General features: G+C 57.2%; 31 protein-coding genes and 1 pseudogene. 3 read left to right on the top strand and 29 right to left on the bottom strand.

Annotated elements, in window-relative coordinates; all coding sequences use genetic code 11:
* Positions 1-151 precede the first annotated feature (151 nt).
* From fliQ to RLW55_RS06985, 8 genes and pseudogenes are all read right to left on the bottom strand, one after another.
* Positions 152-421, bottom strand: a complete 270-nt coding sequence (fliQ, locus tag RLW55_RS07020) for a flagellar biosynthesis protein FliQ (RefSeq protein WP_409561315.1) — start codon at positions 419-421, stop codon at positions 152-154.
* Positions 418-828 (bottom strand): flagellar hook assembly protein FlgD, encoded by a 411-nt coding sequence (gene flgD, locus RLW55_RS07015; protein WP_409561316.1) that lies wholly within the window; start codon positions 826-828, stop codon positions 418-420. Before flgD ends, fliQ begins: the two co-directional genes overlap by 4 nt.
* Positions 825-1241 (bottom strand): flagellar biosynthesis repressor FlbT, encoded by a 417-nt coding sequence (gene flbT, locus RLW55_RS07010; RefSeq protein ID WP_409561317.1) that lies wholly within the window; start codon positions 1239-1241, stop codon positions 825-827. The genes flgD and flbT overlap by 4 nt, the downstream gene beginning before the upstream one ends.
* Positions 1241-1585 carry a flagellar biosynthesis regulator FlaF gene (gene flaF / locus RLW55_RS07005; protein WP_409561318.1) on the bottom strand — a complete coding sequence of 115 codons (345 nt, stop codon included), beginning with the start codon at positions 1583-1585 and terminating at the stop codon, positions 1241-1243. The genes flbT and flaF overlap by 1 nt, the downstream gene beginning before the upstream one ends.
* Before the next feature lie 36 nt (positions 1586-1621).
* The gene (locus tag RLW55_RS07000; protein WP_409561319.1) at positions 1622-2680 is read right to left on the bottom strand and encodes a flagellar hook-associated family protein; all 1059 of its coding nucleotides are present in this window, start codon (positions 2678-2680) and stop codon (positions 1622-1624) included.
* Positions 2681-2685: 5 nt separating this feature from the next.
* Complete coding sequence (gene flgK / locus RLW55_RS06995) at positions 2686-4146, bottom strand: flagellar hook-associated protein FlgK (protein ID WP_409561320.1); 1461 nt, start codon at positions 4144-4146, stop codon at positions 2686-2688.
* A 30-nt stretch (positions 4147-4176) separates the two neighbouring features.
* Entirely contained in the window at positions 4177-5448 is a 1272-nt protein-coding gene (locus RLW55_RS06990) for a flagellar hook protein FlgE (RefSeq protein WP_409561321.1), read from the bottom strand.
* 121 nt (positions 5449-5569) lie between these two features.
* Positions 5570-6223, bottom strand: a pseudogene (locus RLW55_RS06985) (response regulator transcription factor); the annotation flags it as partial.
* A 405-nt stretch (positions 6224-6628) separates the two neighbouring features.
* Here RLW55_RS06985 and RLW55_RS06980 point away from each other — a divergent pair.
* The 3 genes from RLW55_RS06980 (at position 6629) to RLW55_RS06970 (ending at position 7903) form a co-directional block, all read left to right on the top strand.
* A complete protein-coding gene (locus RLW55_RS06980; RefSeq protein WP_423415977.1) occupies positions 6629-7018 on the top strand; it encodes a PilZ domain-containing protein in 390 nt (129 codons plus the stop codon).
* 86 nt (positions 7019-7104) lie between these two features.
* A complete protein-coding gene (locus RLW55_RS06975) occupies positions 7105-7542 on the top strand; it encodes a molecular chaperone DnaJ (protein ID WP_409561323.1) in 438 nt (145 codons plus the stop codon).
* A gap of 115 nt (positions 7543-7657) precedes the next feature.
* Positions 7658-7903, top strand: coding sequence for a hypothetical protein (locus RLW55_RS06970; protein WP_423415976.1), 246 nt, complete (start codon positions 7658-7660; stop codon positions 7901-7903).
* 317 nt (positions 7904-8220) lie between these two features.
* Here RLW55_RS06970 and RLW55_RS06965 read toward each other — a convergent pair whose 3' ends face one another.
* The 21 genes from RLW55_RS06965 to RLW55_RS06865 all read right to left on the bottom strand — a co-directional run bounded on the left by RLW55_RS06965 (position 8221) and on the right by RLW55_RS06865 (position 26284).
* A complete protein-coding gene (locus RLW55_RS06965) occupies positions 8221-9753 on the bottom strand; it encodes a flagellar hook-length control protein FliK (protein ID WP_423415975.1) in 1533 nt (510 codons plus the stop codon).
* Positions 9750-11027, bottom strand: coding sequence for a hypothetical protein (locus tag RLW55_RS06960; protein WP_423415974.1), 1278 nt, complete (start codon positions 11025-11027; stop codon positions 9750-9752). The genes RLW55_RS06965 and RLW55_RS06960 overlap by 4 nt, the downstream gene beginning before the upstream one ends.
* Complete coding sequence (locus RLW55_RS06955) at positions 11024-12322, bottom strand: MotB family protein (RefSeq protein WP_423415973.1); 1299 nt, start codon at positions 12320-12322, stop codon at positions 11024-11026. The genes RLW55_RS06960 and RLW55_RS06955 overlap by 4 nt, the downstream gene beginning before the upstream one ends.
* Positions 12319-12909 carry a hypothetical protein gene (locus tag RLW55_RS06950; protein ID WP_423415972.1) on the bottom strand — a complete coding sequence of 197 codons (591 nt, stop codon included), beginning with the start codon at positions 12907-12909 and terminating at the stop codon, positions 12319-12321. Before RLW55_RS06950 ends, RLW55_RS06955 begins: the two co-directional genes overlap by 4 nt.
* Positions 12906-14591, bottom strand: coding sequence for a flagellar basal-body MS-ring/collar protein FliF (gene fliF / locus RLW55_RS06945; protein WP_409561329.1), 1686 nt, complete (start codon positions 14589-14591; stop codon positions 12906-12908). Before fliF ends, RLW55_RS06950 begins: the two co-directional genes overlap by 4 nt.
* Positions 14592-14767: 176 nt before the next feature.
* Positions 14768-15721, bottom strand: a complete 954-nt coding sequence (locus RLW55_RS06940; RefSeq protein ID WP_409561330.1) for a flagellin — start codon at positions 15719-15721, stop codon at positions 14768-14770.
* A gap of 214 nt (positions 15722-15935) precedes the next feature.
* Positions 15936-16676 (bottom strand): flagellar type III secretion system pore protein FliP, encoded by a 741-nt coding sequence (gene fliP, locus RLW55_RS06935; protein ID WP_423415971.1) that lies wholly within the window; start codon positions 16674-16676, stop codon positions 15936-15938.
* Positions 16673-17173 carry a flagellar basal body-associated FliL family protein gene (locus RLW55_RS06930; RefSeq protein ID WP_423415970.1) on the bottom strand — a complete coding sequence of 167 codons (501 nt, stop codon included), beginning with the start codon at positions 17171-17173 and terminating at the stop codon, positions 16673-16675. The genes fliP and RLW55_RS06930 overlap by 4 nt, the downstream gene beginning before the upstream one ends.
* A gap of 25 nt (positions 17174-17198) precedes the next feature.
* Positions 17199-17936 (bottom strand): flagellar basal body L-ring protein FlgH, encoded by a 738-nt coding sequence (flgH, locus tag RLW55_RS06925; protein ID WP_409561333.1) that lies wholly within the window; start codon positions 17934-17936, stop codon positions 17199-17201.
* Complete coding sequence (locus RLW55_RS06920; protein ID WP_423415969.1) at positions 17923-18642, bottom strand: MotE family protein; 720 nt, start codon at positions 18640-18642, stop codon at positions 17923-17925. Before RLW55_RS06920 ends, flgH begins: the two co-directional genes overlap by 14 nt.
* Entirely contained in the window at positions 18639-19745 is a 1107-nt protein-coding gene (locus tag RLW55_RS06915; protein WP_409561335.1) for a flagellar basal body P-ring protein FlgI, read from the bottom strand. The genes RLW55_RS06920 and RLW55_RS06915 overlap by 4 nt, the downstream gene beginning before the upstream one ends.
* Positions 19742-20227: a flagellar basal body P-ring formation chaperone FlgA gene (flgA, locus tag RLW55_RS06910; RefSeq protein ID WP_423415968.1), complete on the bottom strand. Its 486-nt coding sequence runs from the start codon at positions 20225-20227 to the stop codon at positions 19742-19744. The genes RLW55_RS06915 and flgA overlap by 4 nt, the downstream gene beginning before the upstream one ends.
* Positions 20227-21009, bottom strand: coding sequence for a flagellar basal-body rod protein FlgG (flgG, locus tag RLW55_RS06905; RefSeq protein ID WP_409561337.1), 783 nt, complete (start codon positions 21007-21009; stop codon positions 20227-20229). The genes flgA and flgG overlap by 1 nt, the downstream gene beginning before the upstream one ends.
* Before the next feature lie 12 nt (positions 21010-21021).
* A complete protein-coding gene (locus RLW55_RS06900) occupies positions 21022-21342 on the bottom strand; it encodes a flagellar hook-basal body complex protein FliE (protein ID WP_414464145.1) in 321 nt (106 codons plus the stop codon).
* The gene (gene flgC, locus RLW55_RS06895; protein WP_013949943.1) at positions 21342-21758 is read right to left on the bottom strand and encodes a flagellar basal body rod protein FlgC; all 417 of its coding nucleotides are present in this window, start codon (positions 21756-21758) and stop codon (positions 21342-21344) included. The genes RLW55_RS06900 and flgC overlap by 1 nt, the downstream gene beginning before the upstream one ends.
* Positions 21759-21761: 3 nt before the next feature.
* Positions 21762-22139 (bottom strand): flagellar basal body protein, encoded by a 378-nt coding sequence (locus RLW55_RS06890; protein WP_409561339.1) that lies wholly within the window; start codon positions 22137-22139, stop codon positions 21762-21764.
* Between the two features lie 95 nt (positions 22140-22234).
* Positions 22235-22654: a hypothetical protein gene (locus tag RLW55_RS06885; RefSeq protein WP_013949945.1), complete on the bottom strand. Its 420-nt coding sequence runs from the start codon at positions 22652-22654 to the stop codon at positions 22235-22237.
* 14 nt (positions 22655-22668) lie between these two features.
* Complete coding sequence (locus tag RLW55_RS06880; RefSeq protein ID WP_409561340.1) at positions 22669-23754, bottom strand: EscU/YscU/HrcU family type III secretion system export apparatus switch protein; 1086 nt, start codon at positions 23752-23754, stop codon at positions 22669-22671.
* 24 nt (positions 23755-23778) lie between these two features.
* A complete protein-coding gene (locus tag RLW55_RS06875) occupies positions 23779-24765 on the bottom strand; it encodes a FliG C-terminal domain-containing protein (RefSeq protein ID WP_423415967.1) in 987 nt (328 codons plus the stop codon).
* A 34-nt stretch (positions 24766-24799) separates the two neighbouring features.
* Positions 24800-25222 (bottom strand): flagellar motor switch protein FliN, encoded by a 423-nt coding sequence (gene fliN, locus RLW55_RS06870; RefSeq protein ID WP_409561342.1) that lies wholly within the window; start codon positions 25220-25222, stop codon positions 24800-24802.
* Positions 25223-25303: 81 nt separating this feature from the next.
* Positions 25304-26284 (bottom strand): FliM/FliN family flagellar motor switch protein, encoded by a 981-nt coding sequence (locus RLW55_RS06865; RefSeq protein WP_423415966.1) that lies wholly within the window; start codon positions 26282-26284, stop codon positions 25304-25306.
* Positions 26285-26346: the final 62 nt, after the last annotated feature.

Genomic DNA, 26346 nt, shown 5'->3' with positions numbered 1-26346 from the left:
AGTCGTAGCTATGATTAGGCTGCGTACTTATTCAAATAAATGCCGCCAGCATCCCGACCACGAGTCGGCTACTGGCGCAATGCTCTTTTTGCGCATTTTCGAAATAGTCTGTTTATATTACCATTTACGCAACGTGATAGATCAGAAAACGCTATTTAAAACCCATGGCAATTCGCATGAATATCTGTTCGGTGAATACTTTCAGCAAACTTCCGCTGTAGCTTCCCGTCAGCAGAAGGATGACAAATCCGGCAATTATCTTAGGCACGAACGTCAGCGTCATTTCTTGGATTTGCGTGAGCGCTTGAACAAATGCGACGCCTACGCCGATAACCATTGCGGAACCCACAACTGGGCCAGCGAGCACAATCGTCAGCCAGATAGCCTGTTGAACGAGCTGAAGTGCATCACCTTCTGTCATGATGATATGGGATATCCTATCGATACGCCTGCGGTGATCGGGACTTGAGTTCCGTCGGTCAGGATCGCAGTCGAGCCTGAGGAGTCGATACGGACCGACTGAACCACGCCTTGCGTGCCATCCGTTCCCGTTATGACCAGCCCGATCATCGTGCTCGCCTGGGAAATATTGGAATTCACCAGAAGCTGGTCGAGCTTCGAATTCGCGTTGATGCTCTGCTCGACATTCGAGAATTCGGCAATCTGCGACATGAATTCGTTCGTATCGGTCGGATTGAGCGGATCCTGATTCTGCAATTGTGCGACCATCAACTGAAGAAAATCATTATAATCGAGCGTCGTTGAGGACTGACTGCTCGAAGACGTCTGCGTACCCGACGTACCGCCGGTGGCTGGAACCGTGGTCATGCGACCTCCTTGCTGCGTTCTTCCGAGGCGTTTGCCGCGACCTCTAACGGAAGCAGCGTTCTCACTTTCTTCAAAGCATCGAACGGCCGGTCGCCATCCAGCATGTCGCCGGCCTCCTTGAGACCGACAAGAATCTTGGGATCGCGGATGCTGGCTGAGAGGTTCGATACCGATTCCCTCGCCATCGTCCGCGCTTTCATGTAGAGCGCCGGATCCATGAGCATCATTTGAATCATGAAATACAATTGCCGCAGAGGCGTCGTTGTATCTTCCGGCTTCATCACGTGCTGTTCGAGCAGGAAGACGACGTCGTTCATGAGCTCAAGGCTGACCTTGCGATCAACGCGCAGAACGCCGCCGTTGATGAAGATGCGTTCACCGGCTCTCAGGGTAATTTTCAGGCCGCCAGCCATCAAAGACCTTCCGCGATGACATTTGATACGTCGATAAGGCCCGCGAAATTCCGCGACCTGCCGTTGCTGATCGCCTCGGCTTCTTTGAGCATCCAGATCCCTATTGAGATCAACTTGGCTCGCACCTCGTCCGGCAACCCATTTTCGGGTTTCGCGAGATCTTCAAGAAAGAAGCTCCAAAGCCTGTTTAAGAAGATGATCGCGTCTACGGCTTCGCGCGACTGCGGTCCCGCCTTCTCTGCCGTCTTCAACAGGGCCACAGATTGCTCCAGGGCGAGGCGCTCGTTCTCGCGCTGTCGATTGCCGGACTCGCTCAATGTTTCTTCATATGAGAACTTATACATCTTTCGCCTTCCGCAATCCGCCCTTGGATGCCGTCGTTAGTTATTCAGGTAATCGAGGATACTGAGATTGTTGAGCTGGCTCGTCAGCGAATACGCAGCCTGAAGCGCCGTCGAAATCTGCGACAACTGTGTCGTGACTGCTGCTGGATCGATCTGTTCCAAATTGTCGATCGACTTCGTTAGAAAATCGACTTGCGAGTCGATCTGACTGTTGGCGTCAGTAACGCGCTGTTGCGTGACGCCCAGGGCCGACTGAACTTGCGTGAGACCGCCCGTCACGTCTCCGGTGAGGTCGCGAGCCTTCGAGATGATCACCTGCTGCGTACCGCTGTTCAGGTTTGCAAAGCCGAGGCCGGAAATCATTGCGAAAGCTTCGCCCAACGACCGGAATGTGCCGTTGTCGGCTGTCACTGACGTATCGATGATTTGGTTCCGAGAGATTCGGCTGCTCACCGGTTTATCCGATGCGGCCGACCAGGTGCTCGACCAGTTTGCATCCGAGAACAGATTGGCGAACTCATTGTTGAGAAAGTCGCTCATATCATTGGGCGAAATACTGGAGACGTTGGGGTCATCCGGACTCATGCCGAACTTGGCGGTAAAGGCGGCGGTGATCGCCTGCGCTCCAGCCGATGGCGGCGTTCCAAAAAAGTCTTCCATGGGCTGGACGTCGGAATTGATGCCCGCGAACAGATACTGGCCGTCGAGCGAGGCGTTGAGCTGATCCTGCAGCGTTTGCATCCCGGCCTTCGCCGATTGGATCAACGTATCCTGGGACGTGGCGGCCGTTTGCGCCGTGATCAGACTCGAGAGAAAATTGGACGTGCTCTTCGCCAGCGTATCAAGCGCTGATTGCGACGCGCTGAGACGGTTGAGCACAAGATTGTTTGAACCTTGGATGGCCTGGATCTGATCCATGTCCTGGCGCATCGAGATGCTAACGCCTGTCGTCGCACCCAGGGTTACCCCCACGTCTGCGTGCCTGCCCGTCGCAAGCTCTTTTTGGGCGTCGACGAGCTGCTGCTGGTACTTGGCTATCGATCTGAGCGTTTCATTGGAGATCGAAGCGGAAGAGATGAATGACGAGGAAATCATGAATGTCAGCTCGCTGCCTGTAAGAGCGTCGAGATCATATTGTCGACGGTGCTGATGAGACGGGACGAGGCTTGAAACGTTCGCTCTAGCGAGAGCAAATTGGTCATTTCCTCGTCGAGGTTCACACCGGTGGCCTGCGACAACGAGGTGGCGGCGCGATCAGCAATCGTTTGGCGCGATTCCGCCTCGTTACTTGACGATTGACGTAGCGCTTCGAGCCACGAGACCGACGACTTGGCGAAATCGAGCATCGAGCCCGTCGAATGAATCTGGGTCGAGGAATCGAAGGCTTGGGTGGAACCGAGATTCGTTATCAGCTGCTGGATGCGGTCCGTATAAGATGCGCCGCCGTCGCTGTTGTAGGTGTAGCTCGCGCCGGCAATACCGCCATCACGAATGAGCTCGGCGTTTCCGCCCTGGGTCGGATCAACGCTTGCGTTGATCTTGATCGAGCCTGCTAGACCTGGAACGATACTTGTCGGCACTGATGAGGAGCCGCCGTCGGTAAACAATCCGGCTGCATCGGGCAAACCACTTCCAGATTGATCGCTTTCGGCAAAGGTCGAGATCAGACCGCGGGCCATTTCATCGAGTTGGCTTTGATACGTCGGGGCGATGCTGTCGCGGACTTCAACGAGACCGGCAAGCTTGCCGGAGCTGATCGACATCATGTGCGGCGTGCCAGCAATCGGCACACCATCAGCATAAACCGGCGATCCGACGGAGTTCGCGGACAGATTCGCAGATTGCTGAAAGGTCACCGACCTCGCCGTTTTGTCGAACAGAGTGACGCCGCTGTCCGTGTAGATGGCCATATCGCCATTGTCGCGCGTGGCCGTCCGAATTCCTATTTCATTCGACAGTTGCTTCAATACTGCATCGCGCGCGTCCAAGACGTCCGTGACGTCCCTGCCGCTACCCGAGGCCGACACAACCTGCTGGTTGAGTGTTTGGAACTGCGAAAGAAGGCTGTTGATGTTGCCGACCGATGTCGCGATGTCGGAATCGGCCTGATTTCTAACGTCAGTGACTGCCTGTGTAGCTTCGTTGAGAGACGTCACCAGCTCTTGTGCGGCGGTTACGACTGTTGCCCCGACCGCGCTATTCTGAGGAGTAGCAGAATAGTTCTGAAGTGCCGTGTTGAGCTTCGACATCAAGGCGGCGGGCGACGTATCAGAGTCCGTGTCGCCCACCGTATTCTGCAACTGATCCAAGGCCGAATTGACGGCCGATTGCGTTTGGCTGCTTGCGTTTGCGTCGAGGTACGTGTCGAGAAGCAGCTTGTTGGCTGTTCTCGTCACGCCCGCGATGCTGACGCCACCGCCCGGCCCGCTGACGACGTTCGCGACTTTTCTGCTTGCGTCCGTATTGTTTACGCGCGCGATGTTCTGTGAGACGACAGAAATCTGCTCGGAAACCGTCGAAATGCTTGAAAGCGCATTACTCGTGCTCTGCGTAAGCGACATCAGCTGGGCCTTTATTTCCTATGTTTTCCGTCACCGAACGAGGTTGACGAGTACGTCCAGGAGTTCGGTGCCGGTCTGAAACACTTTCGAGTTTGCCGTGTAGTTGCGTTGAGCCTGGACCATCGTCGTCAGCTCGGAAGCAAGATCGACGGTGCTGCTTTCCAATGCGCCCGAGATGATTTTGCCACGACCGCTCTCGTTAGCGGTGCCGAGTTGCAAATCTCCGGACTCCTTGTTCGTGGCGTAGACGTTCCCAGAGATCGCCGTGAGATTGTCCGGGCTCGCGACGGTCGCCAATGGAATCTTGAATGCGTCGACGCGTGAACCGTCCTTGTAGACTGCCGTCACGATGCCTTCGTCGCTGATCTCAAGACGGTCAACAGCAGACGGAGGACTGCCATTCGCGCTCGGTGCTTCGGCACCGGTCTGGGGCGAATAGCTCGCGGCCAGCTGGGTCATCTTGCTGATATCGAGCGAAAATGTTGAGCCATTGGGGATGTTGACGCTCAGCGCTTGCGGGCTTGTCGAGGTCAACGCGCCTGTCGTGCCGTCGAACGTCACGTTCGTCGTCGCCAACTGCGAGCCCGCTGCGTAGGGGAAGCCACCGTTGGTCGCGCCGGCCGCATTGTATACGGTTATCTGCCAGGTGTTGTCGGCCGTTTTTGCGGAATAGACGTCGAGCGTCACTTGATGACCGAGGTTATCGTAAGTGACAATCGAGGTCTTGCCGGCATATTCCGCCGTCGCAGCGTTCGCCGCCGGGAGGTTGGCCGCGGCAGTAATGTCCGCGTCAGCAGGGAGGTTTACGCCGAACTTGCCGCTTGTCGAAGGCGTTGCCTTCAGGCCAAGGCTGCTCGTGCTCACAACCTGAAGACCGGCGGCACTGTTTACGACGGAACTCGAGCTGCCGTCCAAAAGGTTGTAGCCGAGCAGCTTGAACCCTGCAGCGTTCACCAGATCGCCATTGGAGTCCGGAACGAAATTGCCTGCACGCGTCAAGAAGGGCGTTCCAGAATCGCTTTCCACCATAAAGAATCCGTTGCCGCTGACCGCGAGGTCGGTCGGCGACTTGGTGTAGGTGAAGTCTCCCTGCTGGGAGACCGCCCGACGAGCGATGGTCGAAACGGAACCCGGCACGTACTCTGCGACGCTGCCTTCCGCGATGAGCGTTGCGAATTCCGTTGATGCGCCTTTGTAACCAGTGGTGTTGATATTTGCGATGTTGTCCGCAACCGTACCCATACGGTCAGACTGGACAGACATGCCCGAGACGCTGGTAGTCATTACTCCGTAAAGACCCATCGACATTCTCCTCGTCGCGAATGATGCTCGGCGCAATTGAAGCATCTGGGCCTTGCGTGAGACTGGTTTGCGCTGCTTCCGCGGGCTGTGCAGCATCATCGCTGGCAAGGTCTTTCAAGCGGTAGCCAAGGAAACGCTGGGAATCGATCGGATCGTGACCAAGTCTCTGCTTCAGCCGCTTGCGCAGGCGGCTAATGTGGCTTTCGATGACGTTCTCATGAATTTCGTCATTGAAGATGCCGTACACGCGATTGAAGATCTGGGTCTTCGTAATGCGGGTGTTGCGGCTCAGCACGAGACACTCGAGGATCCGCCGCTCACGACGCGGCAGGGGCAGCACTTCTCCGTTCACGATCGGATCGCGACCGTCGAAGAAAATCCGGATGCCACCAACATCTACACATTCGTCGACGATCTGCATCCGGCGACGAATGGCGCCGCTGCGTGCCAAGACTTCGCGGACGTGAAAGGGCTTCGCGAGGACATCATCAAACCCGAGCGAGAAAAGCTCGAGCGTTTCACTCAGCGCTCGCGCTTCGATCAGCCCCATGAGCGGCGCGCGGCTGCGTGCTCTGATCCTTGCGGATATCTGGCGCCGGTTTGCCACGGCACCAATCAAAAAGCCCTCGATAACCGCGATATCGGCATCATTGATGAGTTCGAACCACTCCGAGAACTCGTTTGGATCAACTGAAGTTGCCGCTACTCCTTCGCGTTCAAAGCACGCAACGTATCCCCCCGCGACCGTCAAACGGTCGTCAAGCACAACGAACATGATGCCCCCCAAGCCCCGCAAATCATTGGCACAGAAGGAAATACAGTGATTCACGTGACTTATTAACAATTATTTCATTATTGCGTGGGTCGGAAATGCCACGCCAAATCATAAGTCCGCTCCCGCTGCTTGCGTCTGCATCTGTTCTTCTAGTCGTCGCTGTGACTGAGGCTGCGAAGGTGGAAGATGGAACGCGCTCGCCTTTTTGCCGATCGTTGGGAAATCGATAAATTTGAATTTATTTCCAAACGATTGCGTAAACCAAAGACTTCTTAATTCGGGCGTTTCTCCGGAATAGAAAGATCCGCTTGCGAATTAATGGCTATATGCTGCGTGTTTGCGCGTCCTGACGCGCGGATTTAAAGTTTGGGTGCGTAAATGAATAAGACCACGTTTGAAAAGTTCATGAGCAGCTTTCAGACCGAGGTCCTGGTTCCGGAAAGCATCGAGGCCGACGACGAGCGGCGCGACGGCATCCGGCACATAGCTCGCCAGCACGTCGCTTTAAACTTTCGCGGTATCCGGCTCATCTGCGACCTCGTCGACTTATCGGAATCCGGAGCAAAAATTAGCGTCGGAGACGGAATCGTCCCGAACGTCGGTGACAGAATCGCGCTGACGCTCTTCGATGGCACGATGCTCGATGGCACAGTGACTTGGCTACGCGACAAACACCTTGGCTTAGAGTTTCTCTATCCGGTTCCTAACGTCGATGAACGACTCGACTTTGAAAATCTCGGTCGGGAATTTTTCGGCAGAGCCGTAACGCTGCAAAAGTCGACTCGACGGCCGTGATTGGCGGGACGTGACCCGTCAGCGTACTGCAAGCTGCGTTTCGTAACGTTCCGCGATCCGGCATTTCGCTTCGAACCGCGGTCCGAATGACATCACGGGAACCCCTTCCGTCCGATTTTGAATCGATCATTGACAGTTTGTTCGGTCGTGACGATCGGCCAGCCGGTGTATCACGCCCCAATCGTCTTTCCATCGATGGTTTAGAGGCCGCGTGGGCCTTGGCTGCTGCTTCTCGCGGCGGTGTGGGAAATTCTCAAACCCCTCCGAAACACCCCTACGCCTTCGATGAGCAAAGCAGCATCAGCGCAGATCCGTTGCTCGATCCGAATAAAATCTTAATTGAGCTTGGACTCGACGCCAATTTTTCCGAAGCTGACATCGCGACACTGCGGCGAGAATTTGCACTTAGAAATCATCCGGATCGTGTGCAGTCCGAGCTCAGGGAGCTTGCGACACAGCGCATGATGATCGCCAATGATCTCATGGATCGCTACGTTGCCCGGTTGAAAAAAAGTGAACGCTGAGCCTCGCGAACTTATCTAAAATGCGAGATTGTTCTTTCGCGATGTTCCCACGAATGTCGGGTAATGTCTCATCGTAGCCGGCCCTCGACCGGCAGAGAATGCGATGGGGTTAAAGATGGACGACGTGAGCGCCGACCTTAAGATGTTGCAGTTGCGTATGGCCGGCATGGGTGCACAGCTCGACGGGAATTGGTCAAAAATTCTCGAAACGCAACGCCATCTCGATCGCGACACCGACGAATGCGCCTACTGGCATGCCGGCTATCATCAGGCGCTTGCGGACGTCATCCGTCTGCTATCGGCGAGCCAGGCTAACGACGACATTTCGGACACATCCAATCTGTTCCGCGCGGTCGGCTAGGGTGCAGGATGTTTCCGTTCGGCATGAACTTGTGAAATATCTCGCATTCTTTTTCGAAGGCCTGACGCTCATCCGCGAAATGGCGGAACTTGAATTGTGTTGCGGTTCCGATATGGGTTTTCAATTTTGATTTGAGGTCCTCGCCGGCGCTTCCGACGTATGTAATCGCGAAGCGTCCAAGATGATCGACGAAGCCAAGCGCATACGTACCCGGACAACGATCGACCAGTTCTTCCTCGATGGCATCAGACGCGAGTGGAAATGGACCACGTAGCCCAGCTCCTGCCAATTCCTGCTGCTGCATCATTTAACGAGTCCTAGATATAGACTGCGTTGCCGGACCTGACACCGGCAACTTCAGCCGGCGCCGGCTGCTGAGTGGATTCTCTGGGGCGGCGTTGGGCCTGATCGGACGGCGATCCATCACGTCTTTGCATCTCGCCATCTTGCCGGCCCATGAAGCCCGAACGCGATGGATCTCCATCACGGGACGGGGAGCCGTTCGTCTGCCATCCGTTCGAATTCATGGTGCTGCTGGCGGAAGTATCCGTAATCTTCATGCTTGAGATGTCGTAGCCTGCATCTTTTAAGCCGCGTTCGAGATTTGGCCGATCGTCGTTGAGAAGCTTGGCTGTCGACGCCTTCGATGCTTCTGCTTCGATCGACAATGAATTCGAACTGAGACTCAGACGGAGCCTGACCGAACCAAGATCCGCCGGCGACAACGTTAGATCGAGCGTGCGCAGAACGGGCGTTGTGGTTGCCCGCGTCGGCACGTCGACGGATGATGTTGCTACGCTGGCGTCGGTCGCAGTCGATGCCAAGCTCGTGATTACGCCGTCGCGAACCTGATTGCTGACGTTAGCCGCGTTGGCGTTGGACGTTTTGCTGGTTGCAAAAATCTGGTCGAGGGACGACACAGCATCCGGCTTTTCCGTCTTCTTGGCCGCCTCTGAAGCTATTTCCGTATGCGACTGCGATTGCGTATCGCTCTTATTTCCGCTGTCGTTGTTAAGCGATGCATTCGCATTCTGATCGGTATTTGCCGCTGCGATTGTCGGCTGCGCTACGGACTGCGACGCGTCGCCCGATAAGTTGACGTCCGGCTTCTGTTCCTTTGCCGTCGTGACCGACGCAACTGTCTGAGCCAGAACGGCGGCCGCGGATGGCGCAGCCTTATCCGTGTTCATAGCCGAGAGCTGCGACGCGACGCTCGTCATGGCGTCGGAATTAAAGTTCCAATGCGTCTCCCGTCGATTGATCGCAACCGGCACAAGCTCGTTCGTATCTTGCGGAATGGCGTCGTGGTCGACGGCGACATTAACAGTCCCATCGTCGGCTTTTAGGTCGCCGGAATTTCCGAAGATTCTGTTTTTTGCATCCATGAGAGCGAGAATGCTTCTCTGCTGCATCAACGCTGCTGACCGGACCGGAGCCTGAGACGCATCGGTGTTGGTTGTCACGGAATCGGTATTCGTCGCTGGCGTTTGATCCGGTGTCAGATGTGCCGACATGAGATCCGGAGATGCTCCCGCTCCGTTGGTTGATTTCGAGACGGCGTCTTTCGCTTGATCCTGGCCGACGCTGTCGAAAGCATCCTCGAACGAGCTATCGTCGTCATCCGATTTTCCCTTGCCGTGCTTTCGCTGCGACGTCTTTCGCGTTTTATCGACATGGGTCGCAGCATCGCCATCATCGCGCGGCGCGCTCTGGGTCGCGCCTTCCGACTTGGGATCGTTCTCATCCGTCTGCTTGAGGTGACCGCGATATCCGTTCGATGCTTTTCCCGATACGGATTGCAGGAGAGCTTCGGCTCCGCCAGATGCGGCGCTTCCAACTGCTGCCGTCATTTCCCACTCCTAGTAATCATTGAATCTGCTTCTTTTAAAATCTCGTCGGCTTTACTCAGCGCCGTCATTGCATTCTTTTCACCCGGAGCCTGCGCCACAGCTTGCGGAGCGGTCTTTCTGACAGCAGTCGGCGCGACGTCTGTTCCGGTTACTGTTTTGGCGATAAATCCCGCCACTTCCCGGATCTCAGCGTCGTCCTCCGAAAGCCGATCGACAGTGATCTGATCCAGCGCCTTCATAGCATTTACCGCATCGTTCGAAGGCGCTTCGGCTGCGGCCATGTAGAGGCGCGCACGTTCCTTATTCTCTGGTGATGCGTTCGGTGTTGCGAGAACTTTAGCAGCAGCGGCCTTCGCAAGCTTTAGCCGTCCCTGTAGCAAACCCTCACCGGCAAGATCGATGAACAGCTCGGACGCTGGCTGCATGTCGTCGTCATCGAAGGTTGCAGCGAGGCGATCGATGCTTTCCTGATTATCGAATTCCCCGTGCTTGGCGGCTGCTTCCGCAAATTCTCGAAAGAGCTTCCAGGCATAAATCGACTTGCCGAATTCCTGCACATAGCTTGTCGTCAGCATCAGCGCCCGGCTCGTATCGCCAGCATCGAGTAATACAGGAATTTCGCGCCGCGCCGACGCCTCGTCGATCGCGGTATGGGGACACGCCAGACGCGCATCATCGAGCAGGCGGATCGCGGTTGCGTGATCATCTTCAAGATAGAGCGACGCCTTGGCCAGCGCGAACGGCCCAACAAGGCTGACGTCGAGTGAACGGGGATCTATATCTTCAAAAAGATCGCGCGCCTTTTTAGGCTGCCCCTCGGCAAAGCTCATGATGCCCGCAGCCAAATTCTGATCCGCGACGCTCAAAGAATTCTGCTTGATCAGTGGTTGCAAGACGCGCGCATCACCGCCACTCAGAACATAGAGCAGACTCGTACGGACGTTGACGTAATCGTCCCACGCCTCTGGGCTGAAACTCTTCACTTCGCGCGCGATGTCGATCAGCAGACGCTGTTGCTCCGCAAGCGCCGCACGATCGCCGCGAATGATCTTGTCCTGAACCGCGCCCAACTCTTCCAGAAGACGCAGCGTATGGCGACGAACCTGAGCTTTTTCGCTCGCATCCTCTGAATAGATTGGAACGCCGTGCTCGGCCGCGACAACCTCGTCGTTTTGACCGAAAATAAATGCGGGCTTGAAATACGCCAACGAGCCCGCGGCGAGGCCCGCGAGCACAACGAACGACGCTGCAGCAATCAGCGCGATCCGCTTCATTTCTTATTCTCTTTAATGAGGATATCGATGCGGCGGTTGGCGGCCGCGAGAGTGTCGTCCGGCACTTTCGGGTCGCGATCCGCACGGCCTTCGATGGCGACGACGCGAGATTCGTCGACGCCGCCACGCAGAAGCATGTAATAGGCCATTTGGGCGCGAGCAGCGGAAAGGCGCCAGTTGTCATAGACCCGGCTCTTGTACGGACGCGAATCCGTATGGCCGCGAAGGATGATATCCCCCTTCTTGCTGCTCAAGACACGACCGATTTGCTCCATGACAAGGACGAGTTCCGAGCGCGGCTTTGCCGAACCGACCTCAAACATGCCGAAGTTGGCATCGTCCGTCAGACTGATGAGTAATCCCTCGGGCGTCGCTTTCACGTCGATCATCGGCAGTTCGCGGGAAATGTCCGCGACGGCTTTGCTAATCTGATCCCGCAGGGCTTTCGCGTCCTGATCTTTGTCGTGATCCTTGTCGTGCGTCTTATCTTCTTTCTTTGCCTGATCCAACGTTGCAGGAGTTTGCTTTGTGATTGTGTCCTGCTGCTTCGGCTTATCGCCGACATCATCCATTGATGCGCGCGCGGAGAGCTGCTGCTTTGGGTCCTGCGTAACTGGTTTTACGTTTTCTGCGGGCAGGGCGCGCGCCACGTTGGATGGGTGCTCCGGCACGATCGGCGCTGCCTGGGGCGCAGGCTTCAACCTGACATCTGACTTTCCCGCCTTGCGATTGATGCGATCGAACGGATCATCAATATTGCCGTCTGATGGGCTGGCCGCCGTCGTAGACTGACTTGCGCGCGCCTCGTCAGCGAGTTTTTCAAGCAAGTTACCAGGATTGTCGAAGAGCGCCATCTCGCGAAGCTCTTCTGAGCTCTTGCCCCCCGATCCGACACTCGATTCGTGCGAGGCGTCGTCTTTGGCGTCACCGCTGTTTTCTTTGCTGTCGCGATCGGCCTGCCGTTTCGAGGCGTCATCGACGACCTGCTTTTCGAATCCGCGCTTACTTTTCTCGTCAGAGTGTTTCGACTGCGTCTCGACGAGATCTTCAATGCCTTTCGGCGCCGCATAACGATCGGTCAAACGCATCGGATTGAAGTAGGCGGCGACCTGCACGATGGTTTTTTTGTCGGCTGCATTGATCAGCCACATGACGAGAAAAAACGCCATCATGGCCGTCATGAAATCGGCATATGCGATCTTCCAGACGCCGCCGTGATGCGGTTCTTCCGTATTGCGCCGGCGACGAACAATGACGAGAGGTTGCGATGATACGTCTTCGCGGCCGTCGCTCATGGTACTAGCGCCTCAAGCTCGGCGATCCACGCCGCAATGTTGACTTCGATTTCGGTGTTTTCTATGTGAGCGCGAACATCTGCACTCGGACTTTCCGAATATCCGATCTGAAATCCGGCCGTCGGCAGCCGTTCGTTAAGATGCTGGATAATTTCGGCCGGGCCTTCGATGTGGATCTTTGCGCCTTCCACCAAGCCACGCAAAATCGCCCTTTCGAGATCCTGCAACGCGCGATCCTGTAGACGCCCGATGAGCCAGGGCCGCAGCAGCGTCGCGACCCGCTCAGCGATGTTTTTCTCAATCAGGCCCGACGCACTTTCCAAACGCGCAACAAGCTGCTCAGCGAAATCGCGCTGCCAGCGGTCTTTGTCCTGCGCGAGCTCGTTCGCGTGATGAATCTTGGCTTCGGCGAGACGATGCTCTGCATCGGCCTCGGCTTCCGCACGGCCTTCGGCATAGCCCTGCCGATGGCCATCCTCGAACGCGGCTTTCAGCTGCGCTTCATGGTCCGGCTCTTCGACGTCAGGGGTGACGCGACCGAAATCCCTGAGCAGGGAGAACGCCGAACTGTGAGGCCGAGCCGTCATCCGTTCTTAACCCAATGCTTCATGATCGCAGTCGCTTGCTCTTCATCGCGATCAATAATCGCGCTGAGCTTCTCGACGGGACCGAGTGCCAGCGAGCGTCCGAACGCCAGTCCGCTGCCAAAGTCTCCCGAGCCGCCGCCCATGCCATCGAATGGGTTGGCGCCCGGTTCAAGCAACGGCGACGCCATTTCGGGCATGTCGATGGGAGCTGCGCCCGTGCCCGTAATCGAAGCGAGCGGTGCCTCGATTGCAACGTTATCGGCGCTTTCAATCGCGGGCCTATCGCTTGAGAGCAGGGTCCGCATCACGGGCCGGAAGCCAGCCATCACGACAATTGCCGCAACCAGCAGGATCGTCAGCGATCGGATGCCGGTTCCCGCCAGGCCCATCAACAGCGAAGCCCATGCCGTTCCCGACGATCCGTCTCCTTCAAACGGAGACGGCGCGAAATCGACGGCAGCGACACTGATGCGATCACCGCGCTTGGTGTCTATGCCGGCCGCGGAAAGGGCGATCTTCTCAATTTCAGCGACCTGCTTATCGACGTCTTCGGGCTTTGCGTCTTTACCCATCGCATCCATCAGTCGCTTTTTGTTGACGACGACGGCAACCGAGATGTTCGCGATCTTGTAGCCTTCGCTCGTCGAGGAGGCCGTCGACGAACTGATCTCGTAGTTGGTCGTTTCCTCCTTGCGATCCTGATTGCGTTTGTTCTGGTCTTTGTGGCTCGTTTGTTCGTTCGGAATGTTTTCCTGGACGCTGACGTTGTTCTTGCCGGCGCTGTCCTGCGAACTCTGAGCTTCCTTGATGTATCGCGTTGATCGCTCGACCTTGCTGTCGGGATCGAACTTCGTCTCGTTCGTCTGCAGCTTATCGATATTCAAGCGGGCGATGGCACTGACTTCGAAGTTGTCCAGACCGAGATAGGGCGACAACGTGCGGCGAACGCTATCCTGAATCTGTTTTGAGACCGTGTGCTCGAGTTCGAGCATCTGTACCGGCGCGTCGCCGCTGGCGAGACCATTCCCAGAGCCTCCAAGAATCGAGCCATCGGTGCCGATAACCTGGACTTCGTTCGGCGTCATTTCCGGGATCGCCGAGGCAACCAGATGCTTGATGGCCGGCGCTGCAGTGGCATCTCCCGCAACATCCGTGCGAATGACGACAGACGCCGACGGCGCTTCTTTCTTGACCTGAAGCGCATTCTGATTCGGCATGAAGATGTGAACACGCGCAGCTCTCACACCCTTCAAGTATTGGATCGTTCGCGACAGCTCGCCCTCAAGGGCGCGCACGCGCGTGACTTCTTGCATGAACGACGTGAGTCCGAGGGCACCGAGCTTATCAAACAGCTCATAACCCGCTGTTTGGCTGCCGGGCAGCCCCTTTTCCGCGAGCAAAGCGCGAGCTTGTGCCGTCTGTCCGACCGGAACGCTCAATTTCGTCCCGTCCATGCTGCTTTCAAATGGGATGCCGGCCTCGGTCAGCTCCGTGCCCATGCGGCTGATGTCAGGAGGCGTCAGGCCGACATAAAGCGTCTCGTAGCTTGAGCGCGACGCGAAGTAACTGCCTATGGTAATCAGTCCGAAGACGAGCGCGCCGGCGATGCCAAGCGCCATAAGGCGCCTGCGGCCGAGACCCAGCAGACTGCGATAAAGGTTCTCTAATTGACGCCAATCCATCTCTCGACCTTGCCGGCAAAGTTTCCGGTCAACGGTAGGGACGGAACCTTGTGCAAAGGTGACGGGCCGCCCTCCGTGGCCTGATCCGCGCTGGCGGAAGAGGTCAGGGGTGGCGGCCCGTCTAACAGATCGGATTGTATGGGTGCCTGACGCCGCTCGGCGTCAGGCGTTATTTATTAGCCGCGGAAGAGCGACAGGATGTTCTGGCTCGACTGGTTAGCGATGCTCAGTGCCTGAACACCGAGCTGCTGCTTGACCTGCAATGCCTGCAACTTTGTCGATTCCTGATTCATGTCAGCGTCCACCAACTGAGAGATACCGGTGGTGATCGAGTCCATCAGCGACGATACGAAGTCGGTCTGCAGATCGATACGCTTCTGCGCCGAGCCAAGGTTCGTGGCTGCCGTCGTCATGGACTGATAGGCAGCGTCGACGCCGGCGATGTAGCCGTTCAAGGTCGCCTGATCGGTCGGGCTGTCGGTCAGCGAGCTAATGTCGATGTTCATAACCGACGTACCACCCGTCGTCACAACGGCGCCCGTAGACGAACGCTGCGAGTCGAGGATGCCGCCCGCGCCAGAAGCGGTCGAGCTATCGAACAGGATTGACGTCGAAGTATCGACGCTGATTGTTCCGATAGAAACACTGCCGTCCGAGGCACGAGAGAACGACGAAACGATCGTCTTTGTCGCGCTGTAGCCAGAGCTCGACGAATCGACCGAAACCCAGTTCTCGCCCGAGAAGCTTGCTGAGGAAGCGATGCCCTTCAGCTGATCCTGGAGCTGCGTGATTTCCGATTGAATCTTCGTGCGGTCAACGCCCGGCGATGCGGCCGCAACGAGTTTGTCTTTGATCTGGCCGACCAGATCGATCGACTGGTTGATCGCGTTGTAGGCGACGTCAACAGTGCCCTTGCCAAGGCCGAGCGCGTCCTGCACGGTGGAGAGTGCCGAGTTGTCCGACTTCATCGTGGTCGCAATCGACCAATATGCTGCGTTATCCGAAGCGCTCGCGACCTTCAGGCCGGTCGAAATCGCGTTCTGCGTCGTCAGCAAATCTTTGGAAGTCTGCCGCAGCGATTGCAATGCAGTCATTGCGGAAATGTTGGTATTGATACTGCTCATGCCCATGTCCCTTGTCCTTTTACTCAGCACAAAACGCTACTGGGGACATACCGGATCTACCGGCTTGACAGATCGGCGTCATGCCTATGGCGCGTGTTCGCTGCCACCCTGTCATCGGCAAGATTGATAGACGAGAGTCGTTTCCTAATGGTTAATTTTGACGGTTAGAATGTTAATTATTTTGCTCGGAGGCGGATTCTTAATGACGCACGTCATCGAGCTAAGTGAATGATTTCACAAGTGCTCCGACGAGCAAGCTCCATCCGTCGACCAGCACGAAGAACAGCACCTTCAGCGGCAACGCGACGACGGTCGGCGGCATCATCATCATACCCATTGCGGTCATGATCGTCGCCACTACCAGATCTATGACGAGAAACGGCAGCGTCACCAAAAAGCCGATCTCAAACCCTCGGCGCAACTCAGAGACCATGAACGCAGGTATGAGCACGCGCAGGTCATCGGGGCCCGCCTTGTTCTGCTCCCCGAAGCGTTCTGCAGACATCTGTTCGAACAGCGCGAGATCCTTGTCGCGCACATTCGCCTTCATGAACGTCCGGAAGGGCGCCGTCGTTCGCACGTAGCCATCCTGCTGGCTGATCTTGTTCTCGACCATTGGTTTGACGCCATTATCCCAGGCGTCCTGGAAGGTCGGGGCCATGACGAACAGCGTCATGAAGAGTGCGAGGCTGACGAGAATCATATTGTTCGGCGTCGTTTGCAGTCCAAGACCAGCGCGGAGGAATGAGAAGGCAATCAGGAATCTCGCGAACGACGTCACCATCATCAGCAAGCCGGGCGCGACCGACAGGACGGTCATCACGACAAGAAGCTGAACGATGCGGCCGGAAACGCTGGCGTCTCCCGCGGGAAAAAGCGTCTGGAGATCGATTGCCTGCGCGGCAGCCACGCTCGAAGACGCTGCCAAAAAGATCAGCGCGCACAGAATTTTCTTGATCATTCGAGCACCAATCCACCTATCAGAAGGCCCAGAATGGCGCCTCGGCCGCGGACACGTGCGCGATCATCAAGTTGCTCTCGCAAGTTCTGGAAGCCACGCACGCCCTGGATGTCGGCAAGTGAAAGGCCCTTCAGGTAGGCGATCACGTCTTCGCGGACCTCGCCGAGCAACGTCGTCGTTTGGGGCGTGCCGTGGACGACGATAATGGAGACATCGAGCCTGGCGCGGACAGCAGGCTCCGAATTCAAATCCGTAATGACCGACGGTATGGCCAGCTCTATGGCGTCGCCCGGGAACCGCCCAGCGGTTGGTCCGGCCGGCGGCGGCGCTTTATCGGTTGGCCCAGAATTCTGAGGCGCAACGTCGGGCATTAGAAGGTAGCCGTAAGCGCCGCCGCCGCCGGCGCCGAGAACGATCGCGATAAGTGCCGCTATCACGAAGCCGCCGATGCCACCACCCGCGTTCGACTCGTCCTTTTTTCGCTTATCTTTTGCCACCTGGCTCTCTCCGCCGACCCGAGCCTTAGAAGGGCGAAAGATTATCGAGAATCTGCTGGCCGTAGGCGGGCTGCTGAATTTCCATGACACGGCCGCGGCCGCCATATGAAATTCGCGCTTCAGCAATTTTCTCGTAGGAGATCGTATTGTCGGTCGCGATGTCTCGTGGCCGAATGACGCCCTGCACATTCAGGACGCGTAATTCGAAGTTGACCCGCACTTCCTGCGAACCGCTGACGACGAGATTGCCGTTCGGCAACACCTGACTGACGACGGCGCCGACAAGAAGATTGATGTTTTCAGAGCGGTCGATGGAGCCTTTCGAGTCCGTCGCCGTGGTGCGATCGAGATTGCCATCGAGGCTGCCCGATCCGGTCGGTCCCGGTGCGCCGAAGCCAAAATTGAAATCTGCCGATGATTTCAGCCCAACGCTCGAATCACGTGAACGATTCAAATTGTTATCCAGCGACGCCTTATCGTTGATCTGGATTTTGACAGTGACGACGTCGCCGACCTTGAGGGCGCGTGCATCGCGAAAGAGGTCGGCGCCGGAATCCTGCCAGGTAGAGTTACCCGAATGATAGGCAACAGGTGTCACGGGAAGATTGACGTGCGCCGCCTGACCGGGAGCCAAGCCGCTTCCCATCGGGGACATTGCAGGTGCCTGCGAGACCTCACGCAATTGGTCTATGGCACACGCGCCTAGCAGTAACGACAGCGACGCAGTCGCTGGAGCCACCCATCGAAATCTATTGCTGGGCATTGGCCTTGTGCTCCGGCTGAATTGCGAGTTCGCCGGCACCGGCGATAACGGCGGAGAGACGCGCCGCCTTCGCGACTTCCATCTCAGCTAGAATGGGGCTCGAAACTTTCGGTGCCAGCTTCGAAATGATTGCTGCGGATGTCATCTCGTCCATCGCCGCGAGCTGTCCCGCGGCGGCGTCCGGTTTCATCCGGCTGTAGATTTCAACGAGCGCGTCTGTAGCATGCGCGACGAAATCCTCGCGCAGCTTCATCCAGCTTTTCAGGACCTCGGCCTTCGCATTGAGAAGCGCGATCCGGGCGTTAATTTCCTTCTGCGCCTTTTGAAGACCACGTGTCTGCTGTGCGATTTGGGCGGCCGACGTCGCATCGAGAATATTCGAGCAATACTGCTGCGCGGGGCTCAACTGCTGTTTGGTCGTCGGCGGGAGCGGCAGCGCGTCCACATCTGCAGCCTCGGATTTCTGAGCGCCTTCGGGCTTGGTGTCGTCTACCGCGATGCGGAACGAATAAGCGATCGGAGGCGTTTGCTCCGCATTCTGGCGAAGCTCGAATGCGCGCTCGCTGCGATCGACGGGCGGACCAACCAGCGGATTGTGGATGCTTTCGGCCACTACCGGGATTGCGGTGGCTATGACAAGCAAACAGCCAACCGACCACGCCACGCCGCCGCGTTCGAGAAGTTTGCGTGCGATCAGAGATCTCATTGCACCACCAGTTCAGCTTGCAATGCGCCTGCCGTCTTCATGGCCTGCAGAATTGCGATGATCCCGATGGGCTTCAGCCCCATCTTATTCAGTGCGCTTACCAGCTCACGCAGATTAGCCCCCTGGAGCGTTGCGACCGTGCCGCCCGCTTCATTGACGTCAACCTGCGTATTGGGAACGACGACGGTCTGTCCACCTTGCGAGAACGGTAGCGGCTGCGACACTTGCGGTGTTTCGGTGACGCGAACGGTTATATTTCCGTGCGCGACGGCGACGGTCGAAATCTTCACTTCGCTGCCGATCACGATAGTTCCGGTTCGTTCGTCGATTACGACGCGCGCGGTCTGATCGGGATCGACTTCAAGTTCACCGAGTTCGGCCACCAGACGCGACGACAGGATATTCCGCGGTTTGCGTATCATCACGCTCTGCCAGTCGCGGGCGCGTGCGATCGGCATGCCGAAACGTTCTTTTGCGAAATCGTTGATAACGTCCATGACGCGCACGGCAGTCGTGAAGTCCGGATTGCGCAACTCGAACTCGAGCGGCATGCTTTCATCAAATGCGCCGGGGGCGTCTTGCTCAACAATCGCACCGTTGGGAATACGGCCGCGCGTCGGAATGCCGGACGTGATCGATTCCGCGGCGCCCTTCGCCAGATATCCCGAAATGGTGATCGGGCCCTGCGCAGCAGCGTAGATTTTTTGATCGGCGCCGGCAAGCGAGGTTAGAACCAGTGCGCCGCCAGCCAGAGATTTGGCATCGCCAATCGACGAGACCGTCACGTCGAAGCGTGATCCCTTCGAGGCGAACGGCGGAAGCTCAGCTGTTACCATAACCGCCGCGACGTTCCTCGTCCGCGGTTCGTATTGCGAGCCGCGAATATTCACTCCCATGCGATCGAGCATGGCCTGCACGGATTGCTGCGTGAAGGGCGAGTTACGGAGCGTATCGCCGGTTCCATTCAAGCCGACGACCAGACCATATCCGACGAGCTGGTTGGCGCGGATGCCTTTGAGATCAGTGATATCCTTGATCCGCGTAGCACCGGCACAGGCCGTCGCGGCAAGAAAATAAACCAGCGCGACAATCACCAATCTCATTGGTCATTCACCGCCAAGGTCTGATCAGGTTCGATACGCGCCTTGATGATGACGCCCGACTCGGGATTGCGGACATTGATAATTTCGCCGGCCGCACCCGACTGCAACGGAACACCGACGCCGACGATCGAGACGTATTTCGAATTGTAGACGAGCTTGTAGGTGCGGCCTTGCTTCACGAGATCTTCGGCGCGGATCGCCATCTCGGGGATGAGTTCGCCTGGCAGCAACGTGCGCCGTGCGATCCGGCCCAGCAGATCCTGTTCTCGCTCTCCAAAGACAGGCGGATTGCCGGGGTCGACGATCAGCTGACGCTCGATAAGATTCGTATCCGTTATTCGGTCGCCGGGATAAATGACGGCGCGCGGCACAAATATGGTTCGGCCGGGATCCTCCGCGCGCGCGTTGGACGCAAATGCGCACGCGGCGAGCAGCGTAAGTCCGAGCTGAACTGTCTTTTGTGTTTTGCGCCAAACGGACATCACCGAATGTCCTTCGTTATCACGTTATACATATCGTCGGCAGCCGAAATGACTTTGGAATTCATTTCATAGGCGCGCTGCGCGGTGATCAGCTCGGTGATTTCTTTGACGGGATCGACGTTCGAGCTTTCGAGGTAACCCTGCTGGATCGTACCGAAGCCCGTGTCACCTGGGGTGCCGAGAACTGGCGCACCGGACGCTTCCGTTTCCTGAAAGAGATTGCCGCCGAGTGGCGCGAGGCCGGTTTCGTTCGCGAAATTGGCGATCGCGAATTGCCCGAGGAGCTGCTGCGTTCCGCCGACAGTCGCATACACCTGGCCAACCGCGTTGACGGTGATGTCGGTCGCATTTTGCGGCACGGTGATATTTGGAATGACCAGGTTGCCGTCGAGCGTGATGAGCTGGCCGGTGTTGCTACGGTTGAACGCGCCGTCACGCGTATACAGGATTTCGTTGTTCTCGCCTTGGACCTGGAAGTAGCCACGACCGCTCAACGCGAGATCGTAATGGTTGTTGGTCGACGCAAGCGGACCCTGCGCAGAGAGATTGCGAATGGCGACCGTGCGGACGCCCAATCCGAGCGTGTTGCCTTCCGGGATAATAGTGTCGTCGTCACGGGCAAGCGTGCCTGCGGGGCGGTCGCTTTGGTAAAGCAAATCCGCAAACTCCGCACGCGAGCGTTTGAAGCCCGTCGTGTTGATATTGGCGACGTTGTTGGCGATCACCTCAACGTTCGTCTGCTGGGCAGACATGCCGGTCGCTGCAATCGAAAGTGCTCGCATAGCTTATATCCCTCAGATCTGCATCCGGCTGATTTCTTGGTATGCCGCAACGACCTTGTCGCGAACTGCAACGACGGTCCGAAGCGCCTGGTCTGCCTGCATTACGGCTTGCACCACTTGCTGCAGCGGTGCCTTGCCCTGCATGCCCGCAATCGCGGTCGTCTCACCCGTCTTGACGGTCGAAATCGCATCAGCGGCCATCGACGCCATGGTCTGGGCAAAGTCGTTTTCGGGAACAGCCTGAGTCGCCGTTGTCGGCGTCGTTCCTGCTATTGGCTTCGAGCCCGTAACGCGGCTGATATCGGGCGACAGCATTGCAACGTTCAGGCTCATTAGGACCTCAGAAGATCAATGGTCATCGAGACGATTTCGCGAACCTGCTTGATGACTTGAGTGTTGGCGGTATAGGAGCGCGAGGCTTCGCGCATGTCGGCGAGCTCGGTCATCATGTCGACGTTGGGCATCTTTACGTAGCCCTTGGCGTCGGCTGCGGGATGGCCGGGCATATATTCGGTACGGAACGGAGCCTGATCGCGCGAAACATCTTCCACCTGTACGAGGTCGGTACCGCTCGCTTCGTCGGCGACCGATTCGAAGTTAACAGTCTTGCGCTGATAGGGATCGGCGCCAGCCGTCTTGCCGGTCGAGTCGGCGTTGGCGATGTTCTCCGACACGACACGCATGCGCGTCGATTGCGCGAAGAGACCGTTCGACGCGGCTCTCGTTGCGGCTATGAGCGGATCATTCATCGTTTAGCCTTTCGTCACCGATTGCAGCATGCGATCGAATGTTTTCATGATCTGGGTGTTGAGCGAGTAGCTGCGCATGACGTCGTTAGATTTCAGGAACTCCTGTTCCATATTGACGTCATTGCCGGAAACCAGAACCTCCGCCTGACCGTCGCCGTTGTCCTGATTGCTGATGGCGTCGAATTCGGGCGAGGAGAAATGCTGCGGGCTCGTTGCGGCCATCGGCACGGAGGTGCGCATTGCGGCATCGAAGCTTTCGACGTCCTTGGCTTTGTAGCCGGGCGTATTGGCATTGGCGATGTTCGATGAAATGACCGATTGGCGCTGCGCAAGCCACTCGTTCTGACGGAATGCGAGATTGAAGAGTTGCATCGGCTGCATGATCAAATCCTGGATAGCTCGTTATCTTTGTGCACGCGCTCGCTTGCGTAAGACTGGACAGAGCTCGAAACGTGCGACGTGCCAAAATGCGAACGTCAATTGAGACGAGCTTCGCCCAAAGCCTCATGAAGCCTGATTGTATTTTGGCTCGGGCCGACGGTATCACCTTCAAACGATATGTAAGTAATTTCGACAGCGGCCTCTTTGGCCTCCAGCATCAGGCGAAAATAGACGTGAACGGACTGATGGTGGAATTCCATATCGAGACAGACGCGCGGCAGGACGCCCCATTCCAGATAGACGTCGCCAGCGTGGCCGAAGCTCAGCGTTTCAGGCTTGAACGATAACTCGATCGACGATTGAACGAGCGAACCCACGCTCGCGATCTGCCCAGTCTTCAAATAACTGACGAGATCCGGCAGGTCGATCAATCGGAGATCGGTCGCCACGCTCCGAATGCTGTCTCCGAGAATCTTCTCACGAACCTGCGAATGATCGATGCGTATTGGAATCATCGACTGCTTTTCCCTTAGGCGCGAATGGTGCCCGCTCCATTCTTCCTGGCCTGGAGGCGAAGAAGAATTTGTGCAACCGCTTTGTAGAATTCGACGGGGATCATTTGATCCACTTCCACTTTTGCATACAGGGACCTTGCGAGAGCCTTGTCTTCTATGACTGGAATGTCATTTTCTTCAGCGATCCGACGAATTGACAAGGCAATAAGATCTTGTCCCTTCGCAACGACTCGCGGCGCACCGCCTTCTGAACGCACGTAACGAAGCGCGACGGCGAAATGCGTTGGATTCGCGATGACAAGAGTTGCGCGCGGGACGGACGACATCATTCGCTGTCGCAGGCGTGAACGAGCGATGGACAGGCGTTTTGCCTTGATATGTGGATCACCCTCCGCCTGTTTGCGCTCGTCTTTGACCTGTTGCGGCGCCATTCGCAGGGATCGCCGCCAAAGAATTTGAGCGACGGGATAATCGAAGATCAGAAGCGCAAACGACATCAGCGCAAGAGCGATCAGGAGGATAACGATGCTCTGTTGCGATAATTCCAATATAGCCGCCGGATCGTGCCAGATCGAATTCGTGAAGTCATGCCACAGATACATCAGGATGGCGCTGGTTATGATCGTGACGACGGACAATCGCAGCGAGAGCTTCAGAAACTCGACAAAACCGGAGGCGCTAAACAGGCGCTTGAAGCCTTTTGCCGGGGACAATCGGGAAATGTCCGGCATCACGCGCTTAAATATTAGTGCCGGCGTATTCTGAGCCACGGACGCGATCACGCCTGCCGCCGTGAATGTCAAAATGATCGGAGCGGTGATCGTCGCGGCTGTTTTTCCGACGACGTCGAAAAGCAAACCGAGATCGCCCCCGTTCTCGATGCGAATCGAGCCGGCATTAGCAAGCAACCCGCGCAACAGATCAGTGAAGTGAATAATGAACGTCTGGCCGAGCACGGCGATGACGAGAAGCGCACCAAGCAAGTAGGTAAAGTTCGTGGCTTCCCGCGACATGGGAACGTTGCCGTCGCCGCGCGCATCGTTCAGCCGTTTGTCAGTCGCTTCTTCTGTACGACTGTCTTTATCCTGTTCTTCGGCCACGGGCTCGTTCCCTCATTGGCCGATCTAGGCGGCCGCTCCGGAGATATCGATCAAACCATCGCCGGCGAGACGCAGAACCGAATCGACAATCGTCCGGCGCGCGTCGACGATATCGCGGGGAGGAACGTTTGCCGGGCTTTGCAATTCCGCTTCCGCCATACGGCGCGCGCGCGGCGCCAGGGCGGAGAGAACTTTGGTCTGCAGCTCTGCGTCGGTCCCCTGTAGCGCAAGGACCGTCCGCTCGACTGGAATGCCGTCCATAAGAACTGTGAGCGCGCGTGCAGGAAGCCGCAGCAGATCTTCGAACTTGAAGAGCATCTTGCGGATGGCTTCCGCGTCCTTGGGCTTGACGCTTGCCAGATATTCAAGCGCTTGGATCGACTCCTCTTTATCCATATTGTTGAGGATACCGGCCAGCGAGACGTATTTGTCCGACGAGCGGCGATCGACGTCGAACAGCTCGTCATGCAAGCCGCTCTCCAGCGCCTCGACGACTTGCGGCGAGATCTGGCCCATGCCCAGGATGCGGTTCAGCAAGTCATTGCGCTTGCCGACGGGGAACGATTTCAAAAGCGCAGACGCGCGTTCGCTGCCGAGGCGATCGAGATAGTAGGCGGCAACTTGCGGAGATTGATTCTGGAAGTGTCCAACGATGATGTCATCGGGGAGCGCCGCCAGCTGAGCCCAGACGTCTTGTCGTGCGATGAACTGGTCGCTTGCATCACCGGACGACCTGTTTTCGGAGATGACATCCGTGACCAGGCGTCGGACATCCTCGGCGCGTCCGAGAAACGGTGCACCTTGCCCGAACTGGTTCTCGAATTCCTCAACGATGCCTTCGAGTTCGGCAGCGGTGATGGTCGGCATGATTTCAGCCGAGCGGACGAGAATATTCAGCTCTTCGGGATTGAACTTCTTCAGCAGACCACTGGCGCGCTGCTTGCCGAGTGCAAGAAGAAGAACGCCGACCTTTTCAGGTCCCGACAGGGCTCGCGAGTTTCCGGTTTGCATTGATGACGGGTCTCGCATCGAGCATCAGATACTATTATTTCGCTACGCCTGGAATCGCGCCGACCTGCGTCAGCACCACGCCGAACCGCGATGTTCCTTCGTTCAAAACGACCACCTCGCCGCGCGCGATCAGCCGGCCATTGACCAGAATATCGACGGGGTCGCCGACCATCTTGTCGAGTTTGACGACGGATCCTTTTGTGAGCTTCGCAAGGGTCGCCACCGGCATTTTCGCCGAACCGAGCACCACCTTCATCATGACCGGCAGGCCCATGATCATGGCGCTGTTATTGCCAAAATCCGACGCTGTCGATGGATCTGCCTCCGCCTGCGCGGGCTCGGCGATACCGGCGATTTGCCCGACACCGAATTCGGCAGCACCGGACATCGGCTGCTCGAAGGCGGCTTCTACCCCGTCGGGTGCATTGTCCGATTGGTCGATATCACTCGACATCATGGCAGATGATTTCCTTGCGCTAGCACTTCCGGAGCTGATTTTATGAGTTGAAACATGCCGGAGCCTTGAGGGGTCGACGGATCAGAGGCCATAGAATTCATCAACCGCCTCTCTTTCATGATCGAATTCTTGATCGACGCGGAGGATCAAGCCGTTATCGCGCTTGCCAAGCTCGCACCAGAACAGCGGACTTTCGTCGGCGTCGAGGCGGACGCGAGACATGGATGAGAGTTGAAGCTCGATGACGGAGCCGACTTTGAACTTTTCGACTTCTCCGATCGCGATCGTGCGCTCTTCGAGCACGCCATTGAGCCCAATGAAGGCGCGGGCGATCTCTTCGGCAAGTTGCCTCGACCACACTGGATCGTCGTCCGTGTCCGGTCGGCTCGACGCCGGGCTGGCGACTTCTCCGGGGACAGCCGTCACGAGCAAATCGCGAATAGTTTCGAGTGCGGCCTGCGGGATGACGACCGTCACCTGACCTTCGTGGCCGTCATAATCCAGCGCAAGCCGCGCCGCGATCACTGGCGATGACGGGCCGAGGTTGGGTTCGAACTCTATCTTTTCGACGATGTCGCCGACATCGAAATCGACGTCGGCAAGAATGGAAAAGGCGTTCGTCAACGCCCGCGAGACGCGACGAAACAGAACGCGCAAAACGTTGGCGTCGGTGCGCGTCGGCTTGCGCTTCGGGAGGCCGGTGCGCGGGATGCTTTCGCTGCCCGTCGCGGCCTCGACGAAAAGTAGGCTGATGGCCGGATCGGCGATGAAATATAGCCAACTCCGCCATCTTTCGGCTCGAACCACGCCCGCGAATGCACCAGCGGGAAGCGTACACGTATCATCGATCGTCGAAGCAAAAAGCTCGATGAGGCGAACGCGCAACGGAATGTGCGAAAGACTGCCGACTTCCTCAGCCATGATGCGCGGCAACTGGCCAAAAATCATTTGCAGGCCGGGAAGACGATCCGGCCGGTTTTGGCCGGCCGAAAGCGCCCGTTCCAGTGATTTTTCAGATTCCCGCAGCGATAGCGTCGCTTCCAATAGCGCGTCATCCGACATGATGGCCGCCCCAAATTTGCGTTTCGACGCAGACAGGCGACCGGCCGATCAGAGTGCGGAGC

Source organism: Hyphomicrobium sp. B1, assembly GCF_049532635.1.
Lineage (GTDB): Bacteria > Pseudomonadota > Alphaproteobacteria > Rhizobiales > Hyphomicrobiaceae > Hyphomicrobium_B.
The sequence above is the reverse complement of the archived record's forward strand: the minus strand, read 5'-3'. Positions and strand labels throughout refer to the sequence as shown.